This window comes from Neisseria subflava, from assembly GCF_024205705.1.
In the GTDB taxonomy this organism is placed as follows: Bacteria; Pseudomonadota; Gammaproteobacteria; order Burkholderiales; family Neisseriaceae; genus Neisseria; species Neisseria subflava_D.
This window is the reverse complement of record NZ_CP073115.1, coordinates 757,273-781,448: the sequence shown is the minus strand read 5'-3', so window position 1 is coordinate 781,448 and position 24,176 is coordinate 757,273. Positions and strand designations below refer to the sequence as shown.

Below are 24,176 nucleotides of genomic sequence, written 5' to 3'. Positions count from 1 at the left end.
TACAAGCAATCCGCCTTTTCAAGCCAACTGCTCCCTTATCATGTGGTATCATCGCTACATGCGACTACATCTTTACACTTTTTGGGTATAAACCCATAGTTAAAATAGGATAATAATATGAAACCCATTAAAAAATGCGTCTTTCCCGTTGCCGGTATGGGTACCCGTTTCTTGCCTGCGACCAAAGCCAGCCCCAAAGAAATGCTGCCTATTGTGGACAAACCTCTGATTCAATATGCAGTTGAAGAAGCGGTTGAAGCCGGCTGTACCGAAATGGTGTTCATCACCGGCCGTAACAAACGCAGCATCGAAGATCACTTCGACAAAGCATACGAGTTGGAAACCGAATTGGAATTGCGTCAAAAAGACAAACTGTTGGCGCACGTTCGCGATATCCTGCCTCCCAATATTACCTGCATGTACATCCGTCAAACTGAAGCATTGGGTTTGGGTCATGCCGTATTGTGCGCGCAGGCTGCCGTTGGTAATGAACCTTTTGCCGTTATTTTGGCAGACGATTTGATTGATGCGCCTAAAGGTGCATTGAAACAGATGGTTGATGTGTACAATCAAAGCGGTAACAGCGTTTTAGGCGTTGAAACCGTTGACCCTTCCCAAACAGGCTCTTACGGTATCGTTGAAGTTGAAAACCTAAAAAGCTATCAACGTGTAGTCAATATTGTTGAAAAACCAAAACCGGAAGAAGCGCCTTCCAATCTTGCTGTTGTCGGTCGCTACATCCTGACTCCGCGTATTTTTGACTTGTTGACCAACCTGCCCCGCGGCGCCGGTAACGAAATCCAACTGACAGACGGTATTGCGCGCCTGCTCGACCATGAGTTTGTGTTGGCTCATGCGTTTGATGGCAAACGCTACGACTGCGGCAGCAAATTGGGTTACCTTGAAGCAACCGTGGCTTATGGTTTGAAACACCCTGAAACTGGCGAACAATTCAAAGAATTGATCAAACAATACGCTTAAGCCCTGCCATTATAAAAAGGCCGTCTGAAATTTCAGACGGCCTTTTTCTACACTTATTTCTTCCAATATGCCGGAGTAAACAAAATTAAAACGGTAAAAATCTCCAAACGTCCCAACAACATCACAGCCGTACACAGCCACTTCTGCACATCGCTCAGCGCGGCATAATTATGTGACGGACCAACTGCACCTAAACCCGGCCCTGCATTGGTAATACAGGCAATGACTGCCGTAAATGCGGATAAAAAGTCCAAGCCTGCCGCCATCAGCAAAAAGCTGAATACGATAACCGTCATAAAGTAAATAAAGATAAACGACATAACGGTCAGCGCCATGCGATCCGGAATAGAACGGTTGTTGACCTTTACCGTACGAACCGCACGCGGGTGCAGTAAAATCAACATTTCGCGCAAGCTGAATTTAAACAACACCAAAGCACGCACGTTTTTAATACCGCCCCCCATAGAGCCTGAACTTGCCAATACGTTCGACAGGAAAAACATCCACAGCGACACAATCAGCGGCCATTGGGCAAAGTCAGCATTGGAGAAACCGCTGGCCAATCCGATGGACACAAAGTTGAAGCTGACAAAGCGCAAAGCTTCGCCAAGGCTTTGATAAACGTCCTGCTGCCATAAATATAATGCCGAAATCAAAATACTGCCCGACAAAACCAGCAGCATGGTGCGGCATTCTTCATCTTTCCAATACACCTGCAAAGAGCGGTTGCCCAGCGCAGTAAAGTGGCTGGCAAAATTGATACCACCCCATACAGTAAAAAACATCAACGTCCATTCGACTGCTACGGAATCAAAATAGGCAACGCTGTCATCATGTGTCGAAAAACCGCCCAAGGCCACAGCCGACATCGCATGGCACAAGGCATCAAACCAGCCCATACCGGCAATATGCAAGGATACAAAAGCCGCAGCAGTTGTCAGCGCATAGGCAAACCACAGCCGTTTGGCCACTTGCGAAATGCGGGGCGCCATCTTACTTTCTTTATCCATACCCGGAATTTCCGCTTTGAAGAGCTGCGTCCCCCCCACGCCCAACATCGGCAAAATCGCCACAGCCAGCACGATAATACCCATACCGCCGAGCCAGTTGAGCATGTGCCGCCAAAAATTCACCGACGGTGCCAACGTATCCAAACCGGAAATCACTGTCGCACCTGTCGTCGTCAGCCCCGACATCGCTTCAAAAAATGCATCGGTAAAACTCATGGACGGCATATAGAAATAAATCGGCATAGCCGCCACGACGGCAAAGGCCAGCCACAGCATCAATACCAGGGTAAATCCGTCACGCGGCCGCAATTCACGGTTGAAACGCAAAGTCAGCACCCAAGTAACGCACGACACCAACAATACCGTCAAAGCCGTATAGGCAAACACGATAAACGCGCTGTCGTGATAAAAATACGACATCAGTGTCGGCACTGCCAACAGCAGTGAAAACAACAGCCCCAGCTTGGACAATACATGGACAATCGGCATCACCTTGCTTACCGCACCGCCAAATCTGAAACCCTTATGCAGATACATCATATTCCTATCATCAGAAAACAAAATGTTTCAGACGGCCTCATGAAAAAAAGGCCGTCTGAAACTGCATATTTTATCAAAATGCTGCAACCCCGTGATAAAGAAAAACCAAAAAACACTTGCCTGCTCTTTTTCTAGGAGTATAATGTTATACCATAACATTTACTGGAGAAAGAAATGAAACCCGATATCCACCCGGACAACTATCGTACCGTCCTGTTTTACGACAGCGGCGCAGACCAAGGATGGCTCATCCGCTCATGCGCCAATACCCACGGCAAAACCATGGTTTGGAAAGACGGCATAGAGTATCCCCTCTTTTCACTTGATACTTCTTCCGCGTCCCACCCCGTGTACACAGGCAAACAACGCAATGTCAATATCGAAGGCCGCGCCAGCAAGTTCAACCAACGTTACCAATCCATGATGTCTTCCTTCAGAAAGGATAAATGATGCAAGTTCTCTCATCTCTAAAAACTGCAAAAAAACGACACCGCGACTGCCAAATTGTCCGCCGAAAAGGCAAAGTGTACGTTATTTGCAAGAGCAACCCCCGCTTTAAAGCACGCCAGCGTTAAGCGGCCTAACCCATATTTCAATGTAACTCTCTGAATTTTCCGCACTTTCGTTTACCTCTAGCGCAAGTGCGGCTTTTTTTCAAACGGCATTAATCATTCATATCAAAACTACAAAAAATCCTGCCATACTCCCGAAAACAGGAAGAAAAAGTAAATAATGGTTATCCCTATTGTGAAGCCATAAAGATATTTATAACATGCCGCTACATTCTTCCTTCAACACTGACCATAGGAGTCAAAAATGAAAGTAAAAGCCCTGCTCGCAATTGCCGCCGCCATGAGCCTCGCTGCCTGTGCCGCACCCGAAGCCCATCAACATGACCATGGTCACCGTCACGAGCACAATCATGACCACGGCCGTGCACACGATCATGATGCCCGTGTTCAATCATTCAGCTGCGAAAACGGCCTGTCTGTACAAATCCGCAACCTGAGCACCGATCAAGTTGAATTACGCCTTGACGACAAAGTTGCCACCCTGTCTTCTGCCGTTGCAGGTTCAGGCGAACGCTATGTTGCCAACCAAGGCCTGTTCGGCAAAGGCGCTGAATGGCATCAAAAAGGCAGCGAAGCATTCTTCGGCTTCACTGACCCATACGGCAACAAAGTAGAAACTTCTTGCTCTGCCCGCTAATTTCTACTTAGCAATAGAATAGCTAAAGGCCGTCTGAAAACCTATTACCAAAGTTTTCAGACGGCCTTTATCTTAGACCAAACAATTAAGCGTAATGTCTGTCTTCGCCCTTGCCATCAACGTTGTCGGCACAACGTTTACAGATGGTTTCATGGCCTGCAACTGCGCCCACATCGTGGGTATAGTGCCAGCAGCGTTCGCATTTTTCACCATCACTGGCTTTAGCGGTTACAGTAAGTTCATTACCTACTTTCACTTCAGCTTTAGACACCAGCAAAGCAAAACGCAATTCTTCGCCCAAAGTGTTCAGATAGTCGGCAATTTCTTCCGGAGCCGTAATTTCGGTTTCAGCTTGCAATGAAGAACCGACGGTTTTATCCGTACGCAAAGGCTCGATGGCAGCAGTTACCGCTTCGCGTGCTTCGCGGATTGCCGTCCATTTTTTCACCAATTCGGCTTCGGCTTTTTCATTGATAGATGGGAATTCATGCCATGTGTGGAAGAGGACGCTGTCTTCTTCTCCACCACCGATGATGTCCCATGCTTCCTCTCCGGTAAAGCACAAAATCGGAGCAATCAGCAGAACCAAACTGCGTGTGATGTGATACAAGGCAGTTTGCGCGCTGCGGCGTGCATGGCTGTCGGCTTTGGTGGTGTAGAGGCGGTCTTTCAGGATGTCGAGGTAGAACGCGCCCAAGTCTTCCGAGCAGAAAGAAACAATGTCTTTTACGGCAAAGTGGAAGGCATAACGCGGATAGTAATCTCCTGCCAAACGCTCTTGCAGCTGACGTGCCAATACTAAAGCATAGCGGTCAATTTCCACCATGTCTGCCTGTTGCACGGCATCTTCAATAGGATTGAAGTCGCTGAGGTTGGCAAACAGGAAGCTCAAAGTATTGCGGATACGGCGGTAGCTTTCGGTAACGCGTTTGAGGATTTCTTTGGAAATCGCCAATTCGCCGCTGTAATCGGTGGATGCCGCCCACAGACGCAAGATGTCTGCGCCGAATTCGTTGTAAACTTCTTGTGGTGCAACGACATTGCCGATGGATTTCGACATTTTGCGGCCGTTTTGGTCAACCACGAAACCGTGGGTCAGCAGCTGTTTGTATGGCGCACGACCCATGGATGAGGCACAACCAGTCAACATAGACGATTGGAACCAGCCGCGGTGTTGGTCGCTGCCTTCAAGGTACAAGTCAGCCGGCCATTCCAATTCTTCGCGTTGTTTCAAGACGGAATAATGGGTCGAGCCGGAGTCGAACCATACGTCCATCGTGTCGGAAAGTTTGTCGTAATTTTCACAATCTTCCGCGCTCAAGAGTTCGCTCTTATCAAGAGAGAACCACGCTTCGATACCTTTTCCTTCGATTTTTTGGGCAACTTTTTCCAACAACTCGGCAGAGTTTGGATGCAATTCACCAGTCTCTTTGTGAACAAAGAAAGTCATCGGCGTGCCCCAATAGCGTTGGCGAGAAACCACCCAGTCAGGACGGCCTTCAATCATGGCTTCTAAACGCGCACGACCCCATGATGGGAAGAATTCGGTGTCATCAACGGCTTTGATGGCTTTGTCGCGCAGGGTTTTACCATCGGCACCTGCTTTGTCCATACCGACAAACCATTGGCCGGTCGCACGGTAAATCAACGGCGTTTTGTGACGCCAGCAGTGTGCGTAGCTGTGTTCGATTTTACTGCTTGCCAAAAGGTTGCCGGTTTCTTCCAACCATTGCAGGATGACGGGATTAGCATCCCAAACGCGCATACCAGCAACGCGCGGCGTTTCGCTGATGTATTTGCCTTCGGCGTTGACAGGGTTGTAAAGCTCGATACCGTATTTATTGCAGACGGCGTAGTCTTCCAAACCGTGCGCAGGGGCGGTGTGTACCAAACCCGTACCGGCATCGGTGGTCACATGGTCGCCGTTGAGCATGGGAATATCGCGTTCGAGGAACGGATGATTCATATGCAGGTTTTCCAGCTTGTCGCCTGTGGTTTCTGCCAATACTTTCAGGTCGTCTGAAGCAAAGCCGTAACGTTTGAGCGCGTCTTCTGCCAAATCTTTGGCCAATACCAATTTGCCTTTAGGCGTATCAATCAGTTGATACACCACGTCTGCACCAGCTGAAACAGCTTGGCTCGCAGGCAAAGTCCAAGGCGTAGTTGTCCAGATAACGGCAAACGCTTTGCCTTCGATACTTGCCAAACCGAATGCGGCGGCAAGCGCGGCAGTGTCTTTAAACGGATAGGCAACATCAATCGCAGGCGATACTTTGTCTTTGTATTCCACTTCTGCTTCCGCCAGCGAAGAGCCACAGTCCAAGCAGAACTGAACCGGTTTCGCACCGCGGTAGAGATAGCCCGATTTGTAGATTTCGCCGAGCATACGCACGGTATCGGCTTCGGTTTTGAAATCCATGGTCAAGTAAGGATTGTCCCAGTTGCCCAACACGCCCAAGCGGATAAAGTCTTTTTTCTGACGGGCAATCTGTTCGGCAGCGTATTCACGGCACAATTCGCGGAAACGGGCTTTAGGCATGTCTTTACCATGCAGTTTTTCTACCATCACTTCGATAGGCAAACCGTGGCAGTCCCAACCCGGTACATAAGGCGCATCAAAACCGGCTTGGGTTTTGCTGCGGATAATGATGTCTTTGAGAATTTTATTGACGGCATGACCGATGTGGATGTCGCCGTTGGCATACGGAGGGCCGTCATGCAGAATGAATTTCGGACGGCCTTTGGCGATTTCGCGCAGTTTTTGGTAGCGTTTTTGCTCGTACCAACTTTTCAGCCATGCAGGCTCGCGCTTGGCAAGATTGCCGCGCATTGGAAACGGGCTCTCGAGCAGGTTTACGGTTTTACTGTAATCGGTCATTTTTTGATCTCTATTGTTGCGGTATTTCGGTTTCAGACGGCCTGATTGCTCATTTTGAAAAGAACAGGCCGTCTGAAAAAATTCAAAGGACTTATTGTAGCCCAATTGTCTTGATTTTATAAGCTTCTAGAAGCGTTTCTATGCTTCCCAAACCCTCGCATCTTCCATATCTTGCAAAATTTGAGTTTTCAATGCTTCGATACTCTCAAATTTTTTCTCGTCACGCAGTTTGTGCAGGAAGCGGACGAAGATGCGTTGGCCGTACAAATCGCCGTTGAAATCGAACAGATGGACTTCCAGCTTTTGCGAGCGGTTGTTGCTGACAGTAGGGTTAAAACCAAAACTGGCAACGCCTCGGCGCGTGCCGAATGTGCCGTCTGCTTCAACGACAAATACGCCGCTTAGCGCATAATGATACGGAGGAAGCTGGACATTGGCGGTAGGCGCGTTGATGGTGCGGCCGAGTTTTTGTCCGTGTTTAACCTTGCCGCTCAACACATAATCATGGCCCAACAGTCTTTTGGCGTATTCCAACTTGCCGTCTGAAAGGGCTTGGCGGACGGCGGTACTGCTGGTGCGGATGTCTTCAACGATAACGGACGGCGTGCGCTCAGTTTGCATATCGGGCTGTTGTGCCAAAAGCTCGAAACAACCTTCACGGCCGGCACCAAAACGGAAATCGTCGCCAATCAGCAGATAACGCGTGTTAAGCGTTTGGCGCAAAAGCTGGTCGATAAACGCTTGTGCGCTCATATCGGAGAAAGCTTGGTTAAAACGCAAGACCCAAACGGCATCCACGCAGCTGGTTTCACGCAAAAGGCGCAATTTGGTACGCAGCGGGCTGATGCGGTAAGGTAGCTTTTTCCCAGCTTTGCGCGCAAAAAATTCTTTGGGCTGAGGCTCAAAAACAACAACGACAACAGGCAGACCGCGCTGGTCTGCCTCTCGTTTGAGTTTTTGTAGAATATGTTTGTGCCCGAGGTGTACGCCGTCGAAGTTGCCGATGGTTACGGCGGCTCCTTGCGGAAATTTGGGCGCGTGTCGCTGTCCAAGCCAGATGTTCATGGGTGGTGGTATTGTGTTTGAATAGGCGGCTATTGTAAACGTTATTGCCGTTTCAATAAACCTTAGGCCGTCTGAAACCAATAAATATATGCTTTCAGACGGCCATAAAGTTTGTTAATACCTTACCACCACCAAGGATAACGGCCAAATGGATAGCCCCAATCATCGTAATAGCGATAGTAGCGGGCTTCGCGCAGCTGTTCTTGGGAAATATAATTTTGCCATGCCATTTTGTAGCAGGCTTGGAACATCGGATCGGAAACTTTGTCGATATATTTGAGGCGGAAGGCTTTTTGTTCCGCGGTTGCGGCACCGGGTTTGCCTTCTTCGTCAAATTTGCGGCGGATCAGCGCGGCAGTTTCCTGATCGCATTGGCCGGCAAGATGTACTTGAAGATCCTGCTCATAGCGTTTCTGCGCTTGGGCGCGTGCGGCTTTTTGCTCAGGCGTGGTGGCGCAGGCGGCAAGTAATGCGGCAGCACCAAACAATAAGGTTAGGCGGATAGGATTCATCGGATGTTTCCTTATACTCATGTATGGCTATTAATGTACGCCCTCATCTTATAATGAGCAAGTGTGGCAACTTAGGAACACTTTATATTATTTGTTCTTGGCAGCAGGCAGTTGCATATAAAATACACCCAATATAAATGCTCGCTCCTACCCTCAATCAATGAACGACGACAAACGGCCCCACTCTTACCGACCGCGCCACCATAGGCAACACACGCCGCCGTTTTGGCAGGCGGATCGCCCGTATCTGCACGAACACAATATTTCCGATGCCCGTTTTAGACGGCTGGGCTACATCATGGCCTTTCTTGCCGGTGCGATTAATGCAGGGGGATTCTTTGCTTTTGCGCGCTATATTTCCCACGTAACCGGCTCCATGTCTCTTTTGGCTGATGTGCTGTATCTCCAAGACTGGTGGTCTGCCGCAGTGACTTTCATCAGCGTGTTGTGTTTTGTTGCCGGTGCCGCGCATTCGGGCTGGGTGATTTTATGGACGCAGCAGATGCGTTTCCGTGGCAGCTTTGGGTTTTCCATGTGGCTGGAAGCAGTTTATCTGTTGATATTCGGTTGGTTCGGTATTGCCGCGATGGAATGGGATTTTGGCGGCTCTGATTTTATTATGCCGTCTTTAGCATTGTTTTTATTGTGTTTTATTATGGGCATGCACAATACGGTTATCACGCTTCTTTCCGGCGGCGCCATCCGCTCCACCCACATGACCGGTACAGCGACCGACTTGGGCATTGAAATTTCACGCGCGCTTTATTACTCCAAACAGCATCATCCGCGCCTGCCGCACGTCCGCGTCAACAAACCGAAAATGTGGCTTTTAAGCGGCTTGATGCTGTCGTTTCTGCTGGGCGGCGTGGTTGGCGCATGGGGTTATCATCTAGTCGGCCATCATTTCGCCCTGCCCGTTTCCGCCGTTTTGCTCATACTGGGTGCAGGTTCAGTGGGATACGATGTCAAGGTCAGATTGAAATGGGCATTCGTCAACTGGTATCGCCGCAAGCAGAAAAAACGGAAGAAACTGTAAAAAACTTTGCTTGTTATTTCGCGGCAAAATAACCAAACTGTCGGAGAAATGCAGAAATGTTTCAGTATTATGTTAACTGGCAAATATTTGCGTAATATCGGGTTAAACCCGTTCTTTTGCGTTTCAGATATTCGGTATCATTAATTCGTAATGACCCACGCGGTTTTTATTCATTTTTTCAGACGGCTTAAGCCGTCATCTAAAAAGAGGATACGACATGAAATTCTTGAAACCCCTGACCGTTATTGCTACTGCAATTCCTTTAGCGCTCACCGGCTGTGTAACTGATCCTGTTACCGGCCAACAATCCGCCAGCAAAACCGCTATGTACGGCTTGGGCGGTGCAGCTGTTTGCGGCATCGTTGGTGCGCTGACCCACGGCGGCAAAGGCGCGCGTAACTCCGCATTGGCTTGTGGTGCAGTAGGTGCGGGTATCGGCGGTTACATGGACTACCAAGAGAAAAAACTGCGTCAAAGCCTGGCCAACACCAACATCGAAGTTGAACGTCAAGGCAACCAAATCAAACTGGTTATGCCTGAAAACGTAACCTTCGCCACCGGCAGCGCTGCCCTGAGCGGCCATGCTCAAAGCGCCCTGTCTGCCGCTGCGCAAACTTTGGTTCAATATCCTGACACCACTTTGACCATCAATGGCCACACCGACAATACCGGTAACGACGCCATCAACGAACCATTGTCTCGCAACCGCGCCGAATCTGTTGCCACCTTCCTGCAATCACGTGGCGTAAGCGGCACCCGTTTGAGCACTTTCGGTTACGGCTCCCGTCAACCAATCGCCTCCAACGCTACTGTTGAAGGCCGTGCACAAAACCGCCGCGTTGAAATCTTGATCAACCCTGACCAACGCGCCATTGATGCCGCTAAAAAACAAATGTAATCCGACATCTGTCCGATTCCCATACTTAAGGCCGTCTGAAATTTCAGACGGCCTTTTTCTTTGTAGATTTTGTTTGCAATTTCGCCTCCTTAATCCAACCCATCATAAAATTTATTCCTTTATTAACAAGACTTTTCAATTTTTTCTTTAAAAAAACTGTATTAATACTCTAATTTTTACACTAACTTAGAGTATAATTCCTAAAATTTTAAAAACACGCCCCATGCCGTCTGAAAAACGGCGGCGAAAAACACACTTATTTATATACACATCAGTCTGTTATCCAATCCATTTCATAGGATTTCAGACGGCACCATCCAGAATCTATGAAGGAGCATCCATGCAAAACAACTTTGACCCATTGATTATCCGTGGCAAATCACTGATTCCCGTTGTACAAGGCGGTATGGGTGTAGGCGTTTCCGCATCAAAACTCTCCAGCGCAGTTGCGCGCGAAAACGGTGTGGGTACCATCGCCAGCGTCGATTTGCGCCACTTGCACGAAGATTTGCTGGCCGAATCAAAAATCGATTCCAGCGAAGAAAAATACACCCGCCTGAACTGCATCGCGCTTGACCGTGAAATCAAAAAAGCCAAAGCCGATTCAGAAGGCAAAGGCATGATTGCCGTCAACGTCATGAAAGCCGTAAAAGACCATGCCGCCTACGTCCGTCAGGCCTGTGAATCCGGCGCAGACGCGATTGTGATGGGTGCAGGTTTGCCTTTGGATCTGCCTGAAATGGCCGAGGGCTACCACAAAGATGTCGCCCTTTTCCCTATTTTGTCAGAGTCACGCGGTATCAATATCGTTTTGAAACGTTGGATGAAAAAAGGCATCTTGCCCGATGCCATCGTTATCGAACACCCAGCCCACGCAGCCGGCCACTTGGGCGCGGCAACTGTTGATGGCGTGAACGATGCCAAATTCGAGTTCAAACGCGTTATTGAAGAAACGTTTGAAGTATTCAAAAACTTGGGCTTGGAAAGCGAAAAAATCCCGTTGGTACTCGCCGGCGGCATGGCAAACTTTGAAAAAGTCAAAACAGCCTTGAAAAACTGGGGCGCGTCCGCCGTTCAAATCGGTACCGCGTTTGCCGTGACCGAAGAAGGCGATGCCCACATCAACTTCAAGAAAACGCTGGCCGGTGCGGAAACTGAAAAAGTGGTTGAATTCATGTCTGTTGCCGGTTTGCCTGCACGCGGCGTGCGCACCAAATTCCTCGACAACTACATCAAACGCGAGGCTAAATTGCAAGCCAATGCCAAAAACGATCCGCGCCGCTGCACCCAAGGCCTGAACTGTCTGACCAGCTGCGGTTTGCGTGACGGTTTGGCCAAAGCCGGTCAATTCTGTATCGATATCCAACTTTCCGCGGCATTCCGCGGCGAGGTCGATAAAGGCCTGTTTTTCCGTGGTAAAGACCCGCTGCCGTTTGGCAACGCCATCCGTACGGTTCAAGAAACCATTCATTATCTCTTGAACGGTTCCCTGCCCGTCGTCCCTGCCAAATAAACGCATCAATATTCAAAAGGCCGTTTGAAAAACATTTAAACCCTGTTTTCAGACGGCCTTTTTGTCCCAATCCATCTAAAAAATGCTAAGATTATTGCCTGAATTTATCGGCAGAAACATCATGAACCCATTATTAAACCATCTCAAACCCTATCCTTTCGCCCGCCTGCGTGAAGCCATGCAAGGCATTGATGCACCCGAAGGCGTAACGCCCATTCATCTGCAAATCGGCGAGCCGAAACATCCGACGCCCAAAGTCATCACCGACGCGCTGACCGCCTCCCTGCACGAACTGGAAAAATATCCGCTGACCGCAGGCCTGCCCGAACTGCGCCAAGCCTGCGCCGAATGGGTGGCCCGCCGTTATGATGGTTTGAGCCTCAATCCCGACAATGAAATCCTGCCGGTATTGGGCAGCCGGGAAGCTTTGTTCTCTTTTATCCAAACCGTTTTAAATCCGGCTTCAGACGGCCCCAAACCGGTCGTTATCAGCCCCAATCCGTTCTATCAAATTTACGAAGGCGCGACTATTTTGGGCGGCGGCGAAATCCATTTTGCCAACTGTCCGGCACCCAGCTTCAATCCCGATTGGAGAAGCCTGCCCGAAAACCTATGGCAGCGCACCAAAGTCCTGATTGTCTGCTCGCCCAACAACCCGAGTGGCAGTGTCCTGCAATTAGAAGACTGGAAAGAAATTTTTGATTTGCAAGACAAATACGGCTTCGTTATTGCCTCTGACGAATGCTATTCCGAAATCTATTTTGACGACAACAAACCAATCGGCGGTCTGCAGGCTGCGGCGCAATTAGGACGCGGCACACGCAACATTATTATGTTTACCAGCCTGTCCAAACGCTCCAACGTCCCCGGTTTGCGTTCAGGGTTTGTCGCAGGCGATGCCGAGTTGCTCAAAAACTTCCTGCTCTACCGCACCTACCACGGCAGCGCGATGAGCATTCCCGTCCAACGCGCCAGCATTGCCGCTTGGAACGACGAAGAACACGTCATTGACAACCGCCGCCTCTACCAAGAAAAATTCGACCGCGTCATCCCTATTTTGCAACAGGTATTCGATGTCAAACTGCCTGACGCGTCGTTCTACATTTGGCTGAAAGTTCCCGATGGCGACGACTTGGCATTCACGCGCAACCTGTGGCAGAAAGCCGCTATCCAAGTGTTGCCCGGCCGCTTCCTCGCCCGCGATACCGAACAAGGTAATCCGGGAGAAGGCTACGTCCGCATCGCTTTGGTTGCCGATGTAGAAAGCTGCGTCAAAGCGGCTGAAACCATGGTTGCTTTATACCGCCGATAAAACAAAGGCCGTCTGAAATTTCAGACGGCCTTTTTAAATCAACCAAGTTATATCACGAAATCCAACAGATAAAAATCTTCTTTGCCTACGCCGCACTCAGGACATTTCCAGTCGTCGGGAATATCTTCGAACTTGGTTCCGGCTGGCAGGCCGTGCTCGGGGTCGCCGAGTTCTTCATCGTAAATCCAGCCGCAAGGGCCGCACATATATTGAGCCATTTTGTGTTCCTTCTATTTTAAAAGGCCGTCTGAAACCGTATTTTCAGACGGCCTTTCGTGTGTTTTATTGTTGATATTTTGAATTTATTGCGCTGCTTCCAAAGCGGCGATTTCTTTACGCAGGTGTTTGATGGCCGGTGTTACGATGGCGACAAACATGGCCTCGCGAACGCGGCGTTGCGCCGGACTGCGCATCAGATAACCTTTCGCGCCTGCATACAATGCGGCAGATTGAGTGGCGTTCAGTGCCAATACAGCAGCGGCTTCACGCAGTTTTAAGGTTGCCAGCGTGTCAGGCTTGTTGTTCCACGCATCATCGGCAAGGCGTTCGGTTTCCGCCCATGCGCCGTCCAACGCGGCTTTCAAATCATCGTAGCTGTGGTCGAGGTATGAGTTCACTTCCGCGTTCACTACATTGGCCATGCGGATAATGCCGAGCGCACCGTCAATCACACCGGCGCCGATACCTATTTGCAGCAAGATGAAACCGGCTTTAATGGTCGGAATATAAGACTGGAATTGCTCAGGTGAAGCAATCACATCTTCATCGGGAATAAACACGTCTTTAAAATTCAGGCTGTAAGTGCGCGTGCCTTCCAAACCGCAAAACTCAGGGCAATCTTGCAGGGTCACGCCTTTCCATTGGCCGCCGGTAATAAACATCACATAGCTGTCGCCGACTTGGGCGGTATTCGCCCAAATATGGTCTTCGCCGATATTGGATACCCAAGGCAAAGCGCCGTTGACTTTGTAGCCGCCCTCGACACGCTCGGCTTGCAAGTTGTGTTTTTCAATGCCGGCAAGATGTTTGACGGTATTGGACATGCCCGTACCGGCCAAAACTTTACCCTGCAGAATGTCGGCAAAATATTTATCTTTAACCGCTTGGTTGGGCGATTGGTGCAGATACCACGCACAAGCCGCCTGACACCATGCGCTGAACGAAGTGGCGCCGCATTCTTTACCGATTTCGCGCAATACGGCGATTTGCGTTGCCAAACCAAAACCGTTACCGCCCTCTTCAACCGTACCAGTCGCGGCAAAACCGCCGATTTTGCCCAATTCCAGCATAAATTCTTTTGGATACAGGCCTTTGCGGTCGATGTCGTCCACCAATGGTTTCAGCTTGCTTTTAACGAGTGCGGCAACATTGTTCAGTAAAGCTTCGCGTGTCATGATTTTTTCCTCTGAATAAGGTTTGAAGCGTAGATGGTTCTACTCATGAATTATTCTTGGCAACAAGGATATCCTTGCTTTTTACTAAAAGGCCGTCTGAATTTTCAGACGGCCTTTGATGAGATTAGGCAAATGCCTGCAATTCAGGGTTGATTTCAGTTTTGGCAAGGTTGTTGACGTAGTTGCACAAGGTTGCCAAAGCAACGCCCATGACGACTTCAACGGCTTGCTGTTGGTTGTAGCCTGCATCGAAGAAAGCTTTCAACTCATCGTCGGATACCGCGCCTTTTTTCGCCATAACGGCTTGGGTGAATGTTGCCAAAGCACCCAGTTTGGCATCGTCAAACTCGCCTGCAGACAATGCGCGTGCGGCTTTGATGGATTGTTCGGACAGCAGTTTTTTCAGGGTAGCCAGTTTGGTGTGGCCGGCAACGCAGAAACCGCATTCGTTGGTACGGGCGGCGATGATTTGAACAACTTCAACTTCGCCGTCAGTCAGGCTGTTGGCCGCATTCAGCTTGCCAACTTCTTGATAAAACGCCAAAGCTTCAGGCGCATTGGCCAAAACGCCAATCAGGTTAGGAATAAAGCCGTTGTTTTTCAATACGGCTTCAATGCGTGGTTTAGCAGCTTCGGGAGCGGTTTCAACTGTGTGTATGGTCAAGCGGGACATGTGTATAACCTTCTTATCTGGTGAAATGAAGTGCCCATCATAAGCCATCCGCCTCCATCAGAAAAAGACTTATTGGTTATTTACCGCGAACCAAAAGTTATAAGGCCGTCTGAACGGATTCAGACGGCCTTATCAAATGATTCAACTCATTATTTCATAAAGTTTTTCAGCAGCATAGAAGCGATGTCGTCCAAGCCGAAGCCATCCGCATCTTGAGCCGTGCCGTTAGGCGTGGCTTTATCGACCAAGTCTGGCAACACTTTTGCCAACAAATCGCCTACTTGACCGGCATCCACGCCGAATTTTTGCGCGATTTGGTTTACTGTATCGCTGCCCAAAGCATTTTGCAGGTCGCTGCCGGACACAGGCAGATTGCTGGATTGATTGGAAACCCAGCTACTCAGGGTATCGCCCAAACCGCCTTGTTGCAGTTGGTTGATCAGGTTGCCCACGCCGCCTTGCTGTTTCACCAAATCCATCGCCATATCGGTCAGAGAACCTTGTGCGCCGTTTTCGCTGTTGCCACCCAACATTTGGGTAGCCGCATTCAAAAGATTGTCCATGAGTGCCATGACTTTTTCCTTGTGTGTGTTTATGTCTAAAAAAAGAAAGCGGAGTGTAGCAAAATTTATGCCGGAAAAAATCAGGCTTAACCAAACTAAACCTCTTTTATCTCAAAGCCGTAACAAAACAAAGACCGTCTGAAACCCAGTTTCAGACAGCCTTTATAATGAATAATACTATTCTTCGCGGCCATTGAAATACTCGGCCGCGCCACCTTCGAAAAACCCTTGCAAAATCGCCTGCGCCGCCACTTGGTCAAGTACGGATTTTTGTTTTCGGCCAAATACTTGTGCTTCTGCAAGCAGGCTTTCGGCGTATAGGGAAGACATCCTTTCGTCCACCCAATAAACCGGCAAGTTAAAACGTCCCTGCAAACGGCGGCCAAACTTGCGGCTCAAACGGGTCAGCTCATGCTCCGTACCGTCGGTATGCGTCGGCAGGCCGACCACAAAATACTTGGGCTGCCATTCTTTGACCAGCTTGGCAATGGCCTCGAATTTTTCATCGTTGCTGTTGCCAGTTACCGTCGCCAGCGGATGGGTCATACCCAGCTCTGCCTCGCCCTGCGCCACGCCGATACGCGCCTCGCCGAAATCAAAGGCCAAAACCGTGCCTTTTGGTGCATCAGGCATGGCCGACTCCTGAAACCAAGGCGTTCGGATTGACACCCAATTTTTCAAAAGCGGCGGCATAACGGAGTTCGTAAGGCACATCAAAAAGAATATGCTCGTCCGCAGGCACGGTCAGCCAAACATTTTCTGCCAGCTCGCGCTCCAACTGCCCTTTGCCCCATTTCGAATAACCAATACTGATCAAAGCCTTGTCCACCGCACCTTCTTTAGACAAGTTTTCAATCACATCGCGCGAAGAAGTCAGCGCGACGTTATCGGTTACCACCATGCTGTTTTGCCAGCGGCCGATCGGCGTATGCACGACATAGCCGCGCTCAATCTGAACCGGCCCGCCCATCATCACGTTTTCATGTTGCAGGCGCAACGGGATATTGCGGTCGGCGGCGGCGAAAATCATGTCCATGGTAATCGGCGAAGGCTTGTTGATGATGATGCCCAGCGCACCTTCTTCATCGTGTTCGCACACATAAATGACCGTATCCGTAAAAAACGGATCGTCCATATGAGGCATGGCAATCAGGAAATGGTTGGCTAAATTCATATTCTTCTTAATATCTATAAGCTGATTTTATTATTTTTGTCCGTCGGCAACCGGCGCGTCCACCACGCATGCACCGTAAACCGCACCGCCTGCCGGTACCGGCGCATCGGTTTTCGCATGGGCAAAACACGATACTGCGCTCAAAGAGTTTTTCGGCGAGCCTTGAACGATTTTATCGCTGTACACCAAATAAGCGAAAGACTTACGTTTCGGGTCGTAGTAGCGGATAATCTGCTGGCTCTTAAATGCTATGCTGGCACTGCGTTTGAACACTTGTCGCGGTTTCAAAACCGCAGCCTCGTTATAACGGATGACTTCCGCACTTTGCACGCAGGAAACCGATGCGTCGCTGGCATCTTCTTCCAGATTGACCGTTTCTTTCAAACCGCCTTTTTTCGCGTACGAAATATAACAGGCAACCCCCTGCACATCAGGATCGTCAAAACCTTCCACTTCAATACGGTCGTTTTTACCCAGCATATGAAACACCGTACTGGCGCGTCCGATTTTATCGGTATCGTTACCACAAGCCGCCAAAACCATGGCACCCAACACTACTAATAAATATTTTTTCATAATATCCTGTCGATGCAGACTGTCATTTTCCAGGCAGACTAAACCCCGTCCGCCTACTCTATCGTTACTATATAAGACCGTTCGACCATATTGCAACCCGATATTATTTTCAGACGGCCTGACAGACAGTATAATCCGTCCTATTGTTCCTACTTTGATAGCAAGATCGAACCATGCGTTACAAACCCCTCATTCTCGCCCTGTTGCTCAGTTTCTCCCTGCCAACCTATGCTGCCAAAGACGCGCCGAAAGAAAAAGCGGCCGCCGTCAAAAAAGCTGCGCCCGTGAAAAAAGAGAAAGAAGCCGCCAAGGCAGATGTAAAAAAAGAAACCTCAAAAAAACAAGCAGTAAAAGAAAAAGAGGAAGACAAAAAAGCGGTTAAAGCCAAAGCTGCCAAAGAGAAGGAAACCGCCGACAAAAACGAACGCGCTTCAGCCAAAAACAAAACGGCTAAAGTCGCCGAAGCCGCTGCCGACAATAAAAAGTTCAGCCGCAAAGCCGAAGAGCCTAAAGAAACGGCAAAAGACAAAAAAGCCGCAGCCGCAAAATCCGGCAAGGCCAAAGAACAAGACAAGAAACCTGTTGAAGATAAAAAAGACAGCAAAGCCAAAGAACCCGTAAAAAAAGCAGACCCTAAGGAAACCAAAGCCAAAGAGCCTGCTAAAAAAGCGGTTGAGGATAAAAAAGACGGCAAAAAAACCAAAGAGCCCGGAAAAAAAGCAGCCGAAGACAAAAAAGCCGAAGACAAAGAACCTGCAAAAAAAGCTGTTGACGACAAAAAAGACACAAAAGCCAAAGAGCAAAACAAAAAAGCCGAGCCTAAAGTTGAGCCTAAAGTCGCTTCTTCAGCCGACAACGATTTCAAAGCAGCCGTAACTGCCGCCGCCAACGATATGGAAACCAAAAAATCCTTTGCCAAACGCAACGAGGGTTTCATTATCCATGTCAATGCCACGCTCAAACAGCTGCAACAAACACGCAACAACCTCTCCGGCATCAACCGCAAACAACGCGACGCATGGGAAAAATTCCAAAAACTCAATGCTGATGCCAACCAGTTGAAAGCAGAAGTTTCCAACACGCGCGCCCAAATTTCGCGTTTTGTGTCCGGCAACTATAAAAACAGCCAGCCCAACGCGGTCGCCCTCTTTCTGAAAAACGCCGATGCCGGTCAAAAAACCCGCTTCCTGCGTTACACACGTTATATCAACAACGCCAACGACCAAGTTATGAGAGACTTGGAAAAACAACAGAAAGAGCTGGCGGCGCAAGAACAAAAAATCAACAATGAATTGGCTTACCTGAAAAAACTGCAAGCCAATATCCAAGCTTCGTTGCGTCAACAAGGCGTGACCAATACCGCCGAACAAGCCGAAAGCCGCCGTCAAAACACGCAAATGGCCAAAGAAGCGCAAAAGAAAATCAACCACAGAGAAAACGAGCAACGCCTCAACAATCTCCTGAAAGATTTGGAAAAACGCAAAGCCGAGCAACGCAAAGCCGAAGCAGAAGCGCGTAAAAAAGCCGCCGAAGCCCGTTTGGCTGCTGCCGAAAAAGCCCGCAAAGAGCAAGCTGCCGCCCAACAAAAAGCCGAAGCCGAACGCGCCGCCATGTCCACGCTGACTGACGAAGACATGAAACTGCAAGCCCCGAACACCCAAGGCTTTATCGTCAGCAACGCCAACAGCTTCAGCCGTATGCAAGGCCGTCTGAAAAAACCGGTCAACGGCACATTGGCGGGCCTGTTTGGTCAAGACCGCGGCGATGGCGAAGTTTGGAAAGGCGTGTTCTACAATACCGTTCCTGCTCCGGTCAGCAGCATTGCCTCAGGCACGGTTACTTTTGCCGGCGAGCTTGAAGGCTACGGCAAAGTGGTCGTCCTCGACCACGGCGACGGCTATGTCAGCATTTACTCCGGCCTGAGCGAAATCGACATCGCCCAAAATTACGCCGTCAATGCCGGCAGTAAAATTGGCACCAGCGGCACTTTGCCGTCGGGCGAAACCGGCCTTTACCTTGAAGTCCGCTACAACGGACAAGTCATGAATCCGCTTTCATGGATTAACTGATGCTTCAGACGGCCTGAGTGAATTTTCCCTCCAGGCCGTCTGAATTTTCATCATAAACTACAATAAAACACGATTTTCACGCCTGTTCAGCACATTAAACAACAAACTTTTACCTTAAACTTATTGTTCCAAGCGTTTAAATCACATAAAGTCAACGGGTTCAGAGAAAACAAAAACCACTTTGCTTACCGTACACAAAAAGAAAGTCAAACGAATGTCAACAAAATCCACTTTGAAAAAAGTTGCAATCTACACTCTCGGCGCATTTAGCGGCATCGCCCTCAGTCTGAGTGTACAAAGTTTTGCCGCCGAAAAAGACAAAAAAGACAACGAGGCCCTGCCCGTGCAGACCATCCGCACCATGGCAGAAGTGTACGGCCAAATCAAAGCCAACTATTACCAAGACAAACCCGATGCCGAGCTCTTTGAAGGCGCAATGAAAGGCATGGTGTCCGATCTCGATCCGCATTCCGAGTATATGGACAAAAAAGGCTACGCCGAAATGAAAGAATCCACCAGCGGCGAATTCGGCGGCTTGGGCATGGAAATCGGACAAGAAGACGGCTTCGTCAAAGTCGTTGCCCCGATTGAAGACACTCCGGCAGAACGCGCCGGCGTGAAAAGCGGCGATTTCATCGTCAAAATCGACAATACCTCTACCCGCGGCCTGACTGTCAGCGAAGCCGTCAAAAAAATGCGCGGCAAACCGGGTACCAAAATCACCCTGACCCTTTCACGCAAAAATGCCGACAAACCCATCGTCGTCAACCTGACCCGCGCCATCATCAAAGTCAAAAGCGTGCGCCATCACCTGCTTGAAAAAGACTACGGCTACATCCGCGTCTCCCAATTCCAAGAGCGCACCGTTGCCGCACTCAACGAAGCCGCACAAGCCCTCGTCAAAGAAAACAAAGGCCCGCTCAAAGGCATCATCCTCGACTTGCGCGACGACCCGGGCGGCCTGCTCAACGGCGCAGTCGGCGTATCCGCAGCCTTCCTGCAACCTGACGTAACCGTTGTCAGCACCAAAGGCCGCAACAAAAAAGAAGGCATGGTTCTCAAAGCAACTGCTGAAGACTACATCACCACCAGCGGCAAAGACCCGTTGGCCGGATTGCCTGCCGAGCTGAAAACCATTCCTATGACCGTCCTGATTAACGCAGGCTCCGCTTCCGCTTCCGAAATCGTTGCCGGCGCATTGCAAGACCATAAACGCGCCGTCGTCGTCGGCACACAAAGTTTCGGCAAAGGCTCCGTGCAAACCCTGATTCCGCTTTCCGGAGGCAGCGCAGTCAAACTGACCACTGCCCTTTACTACACGCCAAACGACCGCTCGATTCAAGCGCAAGGCATTGTTCCTGACGTTGAAGTCAAAGACAAAGACCGCGCCTTTGAAAGCCGCGAGGCCGATTTGGTCGGCCATATCGGCAATCCGTTAGGCGGCCAAGACGTCAACAGCAGCACTGAAACACCTGCCAACTCAGAAACCAAAGCCGATAAAGACAAGTCCCAAAAAGACAAAGACGAAGACATCTCCAGCCGTCGCATTCCAAATCCGGCCAAAGACGATCAGCTCCGTAAAGCCTTGGACTTAGTGAAAAATCCAGCCGAATGGCAAAAATCTTTGGGTTTGGCAGCGAAAAAACCTGCACCGAAAAAAGATGCAGATAAAGACAGCAAAAAATAAACCTGTTATTTCTCAATAAAAAAGGTCGTCTGAAAACGATATGATTGTTTTCAGACGACCTTTTCACACATCAAATATTCCACAGGGAAAACACTATGGCAAAAGCCCCCAAAACCATCTACCAATGCTCCGAATGCGGTGGCACTTCCCCGAAATGGCAGGGCAAATGCCCGCATTGCGGCGAGTGGAACACACTTCAGGAAAGCCTTGCCGCGCCTGAGCCGAAAAATGCCCGCTTCCAATCTTGGGCGGCGGATACCTCGACCGTCCAATCCCTATCCGCCGTTACCGCCACAGAAGTGCCGCGCAATCCGACCGGCATGGGAGAACTTGACCGCGTATTGGGCGGCGGTTTGGTAGACGGCGCAGTCATCCTGCTCGGTGGCGACCCCGGCATCGGCAAATCCACGCTGCTGTTGCAAACCATCGCCAAAATGGCGCAAAGCCGCAAAGTGCTGTACGTTTCCGGCGAAGAATCCGCCCAACAGGTCGCCCTGCGCGCGCAGCGTTTGGAATTGCCCACAGAAGGCGTGAACCTGCTTGCTGAAATCCGCATGGAAGCGATTCAGACGGCCTTGAAACAGCATCAGCCCGAAGTCGTGGTCATCGACTCCATCCAAACCATGTATTCCGACCAAATCACTTCCGCCCCCGGCTCCGTGTCGCAGGTGCGCGAATGCGCCGCCCAACTGACGCGTATGGCAAAACAGATGGGCATCGCCATGATACTGGTCGGACACGTTACCAAAGATGGCGCGATTGCCGGCCCGCGCGTACTGGAGCACATGGTTGATACCGTGCTGTATTTCGAGGGCGACCAGCATTCCAACTACCGCATGATACGCGCCATCAAAAACCGCTTCGGCGCGGCAAACGAATTGGGCGTATTCGCCATGACCGAAAACGGTTTGAAAGGCGTGTCCAACCCGTCCGCCATCTTCCTTGCCAGCTACCGCGACGACACGCCCGGCTCGTGCGTTTTGGTCACGCAGGAAGGCAGCCGCCCGCTTCTGGTCGAAATTCAGGCATTGGTCGATGACGCACACGGCTTTACCCCCAAACGCCTCACCGTCGGCCTCGAACAAAACCGCCTCGCCATGCTGCTCGCCGTCCTCAACCGCCACGGCGGTATCGCCTGCTTCGACCAAGATGTGTTCCTCAATGCCGTCGGTGGCGTCAAAATCGGTGAACCCGCCGCCGACCTTGCCGTCATCCTCGCCATGCTCTCCAGCTTCCGCAACCGCCCCATGCCCGAAAAAACCGTCGTATTCGGCGAAATCGGCTTAAGCGGCGAAGTCCGCCCTGTTGCACGCGGGCAAGAGCGACTTAAAGAAGCGGAAAAACTCGGCTTCAAACGCGCCATCGTTCCCAAAGCCAATATGCCGCGCAATGCCAAAGAATTTCCAAATCTAAAAATCTACGGCGTCAGCAGTTTGCAGGAAGCGATTGACGTTTGTCGTGACGGGGACTAAACCGTTTCAATAATCCGACTCAAAAAACAATCAGCTAAAAGGCCGTCTGAAATTTTCAGACGGCCTCTCTTTAAATTTAAATAATTTTGTTATATTATAACGAACGATTTATTCTATCTTTTCTACACATCGAAAATCGGAGAGAAATCTTGAAAAAAACCGCTTTGCTTATCGCATTCGCCTTCCTGTTCAGCACTGCCACCCACGCCCACCGCGTTTGGGTTGAAACCGCCCACACACATGGCGGCGAATACCTTGAAGCCGAATTGGGCTATGGCGAATTCCCAGAGCTCGAGCCGATCGCCAAAGACCGCCTGCACATTTTCAGCAAACCCATGCAACTGGTGACTGAAAAAGGCAAAGAAAACATGATTCAAAAAGGCACATACAATTACCAATACCGCAGCAAACTGCCGGTCAAAGACGGTAGCTACTTGGTAACCGCTGAATACCAACCGACTTTCTGGTCAAAAAACAGCGCGGGCTGGAAGCAGGCAAGCATCAAAGAAATGCCTGATGCAAGCTATTGCGAACAAACCCGTATGTTCGGCAAAAACATCGTCAATGTCGGCCACGAAAGCGCAGATACTGCCATCATTACCAAGCAAGTCGGCCAACATTTGGAAATCGTACCTTTGGACAACCCAGCCAACGTACACGTCGGCGAACGCTTCAAAGTCCGCGTCCTCTTCAATGGCGAGCCGCTGCCTAACGCCACCGTTACCGCCACATTTGACGGCTTCGACACCAGCGACCGCAGCAAAACCCATAAAACCGAAGCCCAAGCCTTCTCCGACACCACCGATGACAAAGGCGAAGTCAGCATCATTCCATTGCGCCAAGGCTTCTGGAAAGCCAGCGTAGAACACAAAGCCGATTTCCCCGATCAAAGCGTGTGCCAAAAACAGGCGAACTACACCACAATGACCTTCCAAATCGGTCATTCACATCATTAATTTTTCGATAACAAAAGGCCGTCTGAATATTTCAGACGGTCTTTATTCATCCTATTTAAGGACGATGCGGCGCAAACTGCCATTGTCCCAATTCCAAATTCAAATCAAACAGATTCAGACGGCCTATTGCCACACGGACCAAGCGTAAACACGGAAAGCCTGCTTTCGCCGTCATCCTTCGCACTTGACGGTTTTTCCCTTCCGAAATTTTGATTTCCACCCAAAAATCAGGCACAGACTTGCGCACGCGAATCGGTGGCACGCGCGGCCATAAAACATCCGCTTCACCCTCTTCCAATACCCTGACCTCGGCCGGACGGGTGACAAAATCGCCCAAATCTACGCCACGGCGCAATAAATCCAATTTGGCTTCATCAGGAGAACCCTCCACCTGCGCCCAATAAGTTTTAACCTGCTTGAATTTCGGGTCGGCAATCTGCGCCTGCAAACGGCCATTATTGGTCAGCAGCAGCAAACCCTCGCTGTCCGTATCCAAACGGCCGGCCGGATAAAATCCCGGTTTCTCGACAAAATCCTTAAGGCACTGATGTTTTTCATGTGCAGAAAACTGGCAAATCACGCCATAAGGCTTGTTTAGAATAATCAAATCGTTCATTTCACACTTTCAGACGGACTTGGATTTCAAGAAATTCCGGAT

24 protein-coding genes are annotated in these 24,176 nt (G+C 49.9%); 12 read left to right on the top strand and 12 right to left on the bottom strand.

Annotated features, from left to right (window positions below; genetic code table 11):
• The first annotated feature begins 117 nt into the window (after window positions 1-117).
• Window positions 118-981 (top strand): UTP--glucose-1-phosphate uridylyltransferase GalU, encoded by an 864-nt coding sequence (gene galU / locus KCG54_RS03780; protein WP_254324699.1) that lies wholly within the window; start codon window positions 118-120, stop codon window positions 979-981.
• A 53-nt stretch (window positions 982-1,034) separates the two neighbouring features.
• Here the strand turns inward: galU and KCG54_RS03775 are convergent, their stop codons facing one another.
• On the bottom strand, window positions 1,035-2,531 hold the full coding sequence (locus KCG54_RS03775; protein WP_254324698.1) for a TrkH family potassium uptake protein: 1,497 nt from the start codon (window positions 2,529-2,531) through the stop codon (window positions 1,035-1,037).
• A 174-nt stretch (window positions 2,532-2,705) separates the two neighbouring features.
• On the opposite strand from KCG54_RS03775, the gene KCG54_RS03770 reads away from it, so the two are divergent.
• From KCG54_RS03770 to KCG54_RS03760, 3 genes are all read left to right on the top strand, one after another.
• Window positions 2,706-2,981: a type B 50S ribosomal protein L31 gene (locus tag KCG54_RS03770; protein WP_003747294.1), complete on the top strand. Its 276-nt coding sequence runs from the start codon at window positions 2,706-2,708 to the stop codon at window positions 2,979-2,981.
• A complete protein-coding gene (ykgO, locus tag KCG54_RS03765) occupies window positions 2,981-3,106 on the top strand; it encodes a type B 50S ribosomal protein L36 (RefSeq protein ID WP_003685279.1) in 126 nt (41 codons plus the stop codon). Before KCG54_RS03770 ends, ykgO begins: the two co-directional genes overlap by 1 nt.
• Window positions 3,107-3,347: 241 nt before the next feature.
• The gene (locus KCG54_RS03760) at window positions 3,348-3,740 is read left to right on the top strand and encodes an MliC family protein (protein WP_070822369.1); all 393 of its coding nucleotides are present in this window, start codon (window positions 3,348-3,350) and stop codon (window positions 3,738-3,740) included.
• Window positions 3,741-3,825: 85 nt separating this feature from the next.
• Here KCG54_RS03760 and ileS read toward each other — a convergent pair whose 3' ends face one another.
• The 3 genes from ileS to KCG54_RS03745 all read right to left on the bottom strand — a co-directional run bounded on the left by ileS (window position 3,826) and on the right by KCG54_RS03745 (window position 8,195).
• Complete coding sequence (gene ileS / locus KCG54_RS03755) at window positions 3,826-6,618, bottom strand: isoleucine--tRNA ligase (protein WP_254324697.1); 2,793 nt, start codon at window positions 6,616-6,618, stop codon at window positions 3,826-3,828.
• A 138-nt stretch (window positions 6,619-6,756) separates the two neighbouring features.
• Window positions 6,757-7,683 carry a bifunctional riboflavin kinase/FAD synthetase gene (gene ribF, locus KCG54_RS03750; protein ID WP_254324696.1) on the bottom strand — a complete coding sequence of 309 codons (927 nt, stop codon included), beginning with the start codon at window positions 7,681-7,683 and terminating at the stop codon, window positions 6,757-6,759.
• A gap of 122 nt (window positions 7,684-7,805) precedes the next feature.
• A complete protein-coding gene (locus KCG54_RS03745; RefSeq protein WP_254324695.1) occupies window positions 7,806-8,195 on the bottom strand; it encodes a hypothetical protein in 390 nt (129 codons plus the stop codon).
• 160 nt (window positions 8,196-8,355) lie between these two features.
• On the opposite strand from KCG54_RS03745, the gene KCG54_RS03740 reads away from it, so the two are divergent.
• From KCG54_RS03740 to dapC, 4 genes are all read left to right on the top strand, one after another.
• Window positions 8,356-9,231 (top strand): YoaK family protein, encoded by an 876-nt coding sequence (locus KCG54_RS03740; RefSeq protein ID WP_254324694.1) that lies wholly within the window; start codon window positions 8,356-8,358, stop codon window positions 9,229-9,231.
• A gap of 217 nt (window positions 9,232-9,448) precedes the next feature.
• The gene (locus KCG54_RS03735; RefSeq protein ID WP_254324693.1) at window positions 9,449-10,129 is read left to right on the top strand and encodes an OmpA family protein; all 681 of its coding nucleotides are present in this window, start codon (window positions 9,449-9,451) and stop codon (window positions 10,127-10,129) included.
• A gap of 340 nt (window positions 10,130-10,469) precedes the next feature.
• Window positions 10,470-11,642, top strand: a complete 1,173-nt coding sequence (locus KCG54_RS03730) for an NAD(P)H-dependent flavin oxidoreductase (protein WP_004520097.1) — start codon at window positions 10,470-10,472, stop codon at window positions 11,640-11,642.
• A gap of 121 nt (window positions 11,643-11,763) precedes the next feature.
• Window positions 11,764-12,954, top strand: a complete 1,191-nt coding sequence (dapC, locus tag KCG54_RS03725; protein ID WP_254324692.1) for a succinyldiaminopimelate transaminase — start codon at window positions 11,764-11,766, stop codon at window positions 12,952-12,954.
• A 47-nt stretch (window positions 12,955-13,001) separates the two neighbouring features.
• Here dapC and KCG54_RS03720 read toward each other — a convergent pair whose 3' ends face one another.
• The 7 genes from KCG54_RS03720 to KCG54_RS03690 form a co-directional block, all read right to left on the bottom strand.
• Entirely contained in the window at window positions 13,002-13,172 is a 171-nt protein-coding gene (locus tag KCG54_RS03720) for a rubredoxin (RefSeq protein ID WP_188209856.1), read from the bottom strand.
• 84 nt (window positions 13,173-13,256) lie between these two features.
• Complete coding sequence (locus KCG54_RS03715) at window positions 13,257-14,348, bottom strand: acyl-CoA dehydrogenase family protein (protein WP_254324691.1); 1,092 nt, start codon at window positions 14,346-14,348, stop codon at window positions 13,257-13,259.
• Window positions 14,349-14,472: 124 nt separating this feature from the next.
• On the bottom strand, window positions 14,473-15,021 hold the full coding sequence (locus KCG54_RS03710; protein WP_070608130.1) for a carboxymuconolactone decarboxylase family protein: 549 nt from the start codon (window positions 15,019-15,021) through the stop codon (window positions 14,473-14,475).
• 149 nt (window positions 15,022-15,170) lie between these two features.
• Entirely contained in the window at window positions 15,171-15,593 is a 423-nt protein-coding gene (locus KCG54_RS03705) for a YidB family protein (RefSeq protein ID WP_254324690.1), read from the bottom strand.
• A 168-nt stretch (window positions 15,594-15,761) separates the two neighbouring features.
• Window positions 15,762-16,217, bottom strand: coding sequence for a Holliday junction resolvase RuvX (gene ruvX / locus KCG54_RS03700; RefSeq protein ID WP_070608128.1), 456 nt, complete (start codon window positions 16,215-16,217; stop codon window positions 15,762-15,764).
• On the bottom strand, window positions 16,210-16,758 hold the full coding sequence (locus KCG54_RS03695) for a YqgE/AlgH family protein (RefSeq protein WP_049322876.1): 549 nt from the start codon (window positions 16,756-16,758) through the stop codon (window positions 16,210-16,212). The genes ruvX and KCG54_RS03695 overlap by 8 nt, the downstream gene beginning before the upstream one ends.
• A 30-nt stretch (window positions 16,759-16,788) precedes the next feature.
• Window positions 16,789-17,334, bottom strand: coding sequence for a CreA family protein (locus tag KCG54_RS03690; protein WP_070608127.1), 546 nt, complete (start codon window positions 17,332-17,334; stop codon window positions 16,789-16,791).
• Window positions 17,335-17,507: 173 nt separating this feature from the next.
• Here KCG54_RS03690 and KCG54_RS03685 point away from each other — a divergent pair, with 173 nt between their 5' ends.
• The 4 genes from KCG54_RS03685 to KCG54_RS03670 all read left to right on the top strand — a co-directional run bounded on the left by KCG54_RS03685 (window position 17,508) and on the right by KCG54_RS03670 (window position 23,518).
• The gene (locus KCG54_RS03685) at window positions 17,508-19,403 is read left to right on the top strand and encodes a murein hydrolase activator EnvC family protein (protein WP_254324689.1); all 1,896 of its coding nucleotides are present in this window, start codon (window positions 17,508-17,510) and stop codon (window positions 19,401-19,403) included.
• A gap of 214 nt (window positions 19,404-19,617) precedes the next feature.
• Entirely contained in the window at window positions 19,618-21,090 is a 1,473-nt protein-coding gene (locus KCG54_RS03680; RefSeq protein ID WP_254324688.1) for a S41 family peptidase, read from the top strand.
• Between the two features lie 95 nt (window positions 21,091-21,185).
• Window positions 21,186-22,562: a DNA repair protein RadA gene (radA, locus tag KCG54_RS03675; RefSeq protein ID WP_049322871.1), complete on the top strand. Its 1,377-nt coding sequence runs from the start codon at window positions 21,186-21,188 to the stop codon at window positions 22,560-22,562.
• A 149-nt stretch (window positions 22,563-22,711) separates the two neighbouring features.
• The gene (locus KCG54_RS03670) at window positions 22,712-23,518 is read left to right on the top strand and encodes a DUF4198 domain-containing protein (protein ID WP_254324687.1); all 807 of its coding nucleotides are present in this window, start codon (window positions 22,712-22,714) and stop codon (window positions 23,516-23,518) included.
• A gap of 55 nt (window positions 23,519-23,573) precedes the next feature.
• On the opposite strand, the gene KCG54_RS03665 is transcribed toward KCG54_RS03670, so the two are convergent.
• On the bottom strand, window positions 23,574-24,134 hold the full coding sequence (locus KCG54_RS03665) for a pseudouridine synthase (RefSeq protein WP_049332414.1): 561 nt from the start codon (window positions 24,132-24,134) through the stop codon (window positions 23,574-23,576).
• Window positions 24,135-24,176: the final 42 nt, after the last annotated feature.

Bases quoted from the DNA above. Each gene is read 5' to 3' on its own strand.
- galU (WP_254324699.1), top strand. From the start codon at position 118: ATGAAACCCATTAAAAAATGCGTCTTTCCCGTTGCCGGTATGGGTACC.
- KCG54_RS03775 (WP_254324698.1), bottom strand. From the start codon at position 2,531: ATGATGTATCTGCATAAGGGTTTCAGATTTGGCGGTGCGGTAAGCAAG.
- KCG54_RS03770 (WP_003747294.1), top strand. From the start codon at position 2,706: ATGAAACCCGATATCCACCCGGACAACTATCGTACCGTCCTGTTTTAC.
- ykgO (WP_003685279.1), top strand. From the start codon at position 2,981: ATGCAAGTTCTCTCATCTCTAAAAACTGCAAAAAAACGACACCGCGAC.
- KCG54_RS03760 (WP_070822369.1), top strand. From the start codon at position 3,348: ATGAAAGTAAAAGCCCTGCTCGCAATTGCCGCCGCCATGAGCCTCGCT.
- ileS (WP_254324697.1), bottom strand. From the start codon at position 6,618: ATGACCGATTACAGTAAAACCGTAAACCTGCTCGAGAGCCCGTTTCCA.
- ribF (WP_254324696.1), bottom strand. From the start codon at position 7,683: ATGAACATCTGGCTTGGACAGCGACACGCGCCCAAATTTCCGCAAGGA.
- KCG54_RS03745 (WP_254324695.1), bottom strand. From the start codon at position 8,195: ATGAATCCTATCCGCCTAACCTTATTGTTTGGTGCTGCCGCATTACTT.
- KCG54_RS03740 (WP_254324694.1), top strand. From the start codon at position 8,356: ATGAACGACGACAAACGGCCCCACTCTTACCGACCGCGCCACCATAGG.
- KCG54_RS03735 (WP_254324693.1), top strand. From the start codon at position 9,449: ATGAAATTCTTGAAACCCCTGACCGTTATTGCTACTGCAATTCCTTTA.
- KCG54_RS03730 (WP_004520097.1), top strand. From the start codon at position 10,470: ATGCAAAACAACTTTGACCCATTGATTATCCGTGGCAAATCACTGATT.
- dapC (WP_254324692.1), top strand. From the start codon at position 11,764: ATGAACCCATTATTAAACCATCTCAAACCCTATCCTTTCGCCCGCCTG.
- KCG54_RS03720 (WP_188209856.1), bottom strand. From the start codon at position 13,172: ATGGCTCAATATATGTGCGGCCCTTGCGGCTGGATTTACGATGAAGAA.
- KCG54_RS03715 (WP_254324691.1), bottom strand. From the start codon at position 14,348: ATGACACGCGAAGCTTTACTGAACAATGTTGCCGCACTCGTTAAAAGC.
- KCG54_RS03710 (WP_070608130.1), bottom strand. From the start codon at position 15,021: ATGTCCCGCTTGACCATACACACAGTTGAAACCGCTCCCGAAGCTGCT.
- KCG54_RS03705 (WP_254324690.1), bottom strand. From the start codon at position 15,593: ATGGCACTCATGGACAATCTTTTGAATGCGGCTACCCAAATGTTGGGT.
- ruvX (WP_070608128.1), bottom strand. From the start codon at position 16,217: ATGCCTGATGCACCAAAAGGCACGGTTTTGGCCTTTGATTTCGGCGAG.
- KCG54_RS03695 (WP_049322876.1), bottom strand. From the start codon at position 16,758: ATGAATTTAGCCAACCATTTCCTGATTGCCATGCCTCATATGGACGAT.
- KCG54_RS03690 (WP_070608127.1), bottom strand. From the start codon at position 17,334: ATGAAAAAATATTTATTAGTAGTGTTGGGTGCCATGGTTTTGGCGGCT.
- KCG54_RS03685 (WP_254324689.1), top strand. From the start codon at position 17,508: ATGCGTTACAAACCCCTCATTCTCGCCCTGTTGCTCAGTTTCTCCCTG.
- KCG54_RS03680 (WP_254324688.1), top strand. From the start codon at position 19,618: ATGTCAACAAAATCCACTTTGAAAAAAGTTGCAATCTACACTCTCGGC.
- radA (WP_049322871.1), top strand. From the start codon at position 21,186: ATGGCAAAAGCCCCCAAAACCATCTACCAATGCTCCGAATGCGGTGGC.
- KCG54_RS03665 (WP_049332414.1), bottom strand. From the start codon at position 24,134: ATGAACGATTTGATTATTCTAAACAAGCCTTATGGCGTGATTTGCCAG.